The following is a 1,742-nucleotide window of genomic DNA, read 5'->3' on the forward strand; positions in this document are numbered from 1 at the left end:
CGTGCGGCCGCTGCAGCAGCGAACGTCGACACCACACCTAAATCTTATGGTGGCGCCAAGCCGCTTGCAGACGGTGAAGAAGGGCGTCGTGTTGTGTCTGGCGACTTGATGAAAATGTTTGCTCATCACGCCGAAGCACAAACTCGATCAGCTAAGTAATACGGTAACGCGGGAAACGAAATGTTTCCCGCGTTTTTTGTCTCCTTTGAATTGCCTTTCTCTGTTTGAAACCTGATCGCGTCCCGCGATTTCTCTTTTTATTATCTATAAATTACTCGGATATTATACTGAGCGATTTCGCTTACTATTCCATTTAGCTTTCTGCAGCGTTGACCGCTGTGCGCATTGATTTGCAACCTGTTGCCAGCAGCACTGCAGCGATGGGGCAGAATATGGCAATGGTGGTCGCCATGCCTGCGCCAATGGTATTTGATCCAGCAAACAGGCTTTCACCTATACCCGCCACGATAATTGGACCGGCGCCGATCCCAATGAGACCTGCCGTGCCAGCAAAAAAAGCAATGCCGGTGCCGCGCAATTCATTCGGTGTGACAAGATTTAACGAGGCAACATAACACGCAGGTAGTGGTGCGAGTAGCGCAAGAAATACTGCGACGCAACTTAGAAAAATCACTGGGTTGGCCGTGGTTGTGGCAAGAATACCAAAGGGCGTGGCTAGCACTAAACAGCAGGCGTACCAACGAAATTGACCGTCACGATAGCCTTTACTGTACATGGTGTCGACCGCGAAGCCGCAGATAAATTTACCCAATATGCCCGCTGCGACCAATGTAATACCGAGGGAGAGGCCGATCTCGCTTGAGCTCCAGGCAAATGTTCGGGCCATATGTGCGGGATACCACACTCCGCAGCCGCCCATTACAGCGGATGCAAACATGAAGCCACTGTAGTGATGGGCAAAAAATCGGGATTGTGTGCGTATAAACTGAATCAGGTTTTTGTAGGCTTCATATATACTTTTCCAAAACCCACTGCTTTGTTTGATGTTGCTGCGATCGCGGCGCAGCGGTTCGGGTAGTGTAAAAATCAGTAAAGAGAGAAATACGCCGGGTACGCCAATAATAAAAAACACCGCTTGCCAGGAGGGTATGGCGCCGATGAGTGGAATACTAAATGTATCACTTTTCGATACTAGCTCGACAATGGCACCGCCGAGCAAGTAGGCGGTGCCGGAGCCAACTGTTGCGCCCATGGAATACACTGCCATCGCTGAGGTGAGGCGGCTGCGGGGAAATAGGTCAGTGAGCATTGATGTCGCGCTGGGATTGAGCCCAGCTTCGCCCATGCCAACGCCAACTCTGGCGATTAATAGGTGCCAGAAATTTTGCGCCATTCCGCAAGCGGCGGTCGCCATAGACCACGCGGCGACGCTCACAAATATAATCCAGCGCCGCGGAAAACGATCTGCGAGAGCGCCGGCGATTAAGCCGAAGAGCGAATAAGTAATAGCGAATGCAGCGCCGTGTAATAAACCAAATTGCAGGTCGCTAATCCCCATGTCGCGTTTAATGGGTTCAACGAGCAGGGAGATAATAAATCGGTCTAAAATAGACAGCCAGTAGAGAAAGGCAAGTAGTAGAGTTGCATACCAGGCCACGCTAGGGGCGGGGTAGGGTGTGTCAGAGCGGAAATCAGTAGGCGGATCAATATGCTCCGACATCGCGGGGCCTCTTCATTATGATAATTTTAGCCCTGATGGTAACTGATCTGCATTTCATAAA

Annotated in this window: 1 protein-coding gene; it reads right to left on the reverse strand. The window is 50.9% G+C overall.

What is annotated here, in order from left to right; genetic code table 11:
• Window positions 1-313 precede the first annotated feature (313 nt).
• A complete protein-coding gene (locus ABYT30_RS18940) occupies window positions 314-1,681 on the reverse strand; it encodes an MFS transporter (RefSeq protein WP_373098096.1) in 1,368 nt (455 codons plus the stop codon).
• Between the last annotated feature and the right edge of the window lie 61 nt (window positions 1,682-1,742).

It is taken from the genome of Zhongshania sp. (genome assembly GCF_041623545.1).
Classification (GTDB): domain Bacteria; phylum Pseudomonadota; class Gammaproteobacteria; order Pseudomonadales; family Spongiibacteraceae; genus Spongiibacter.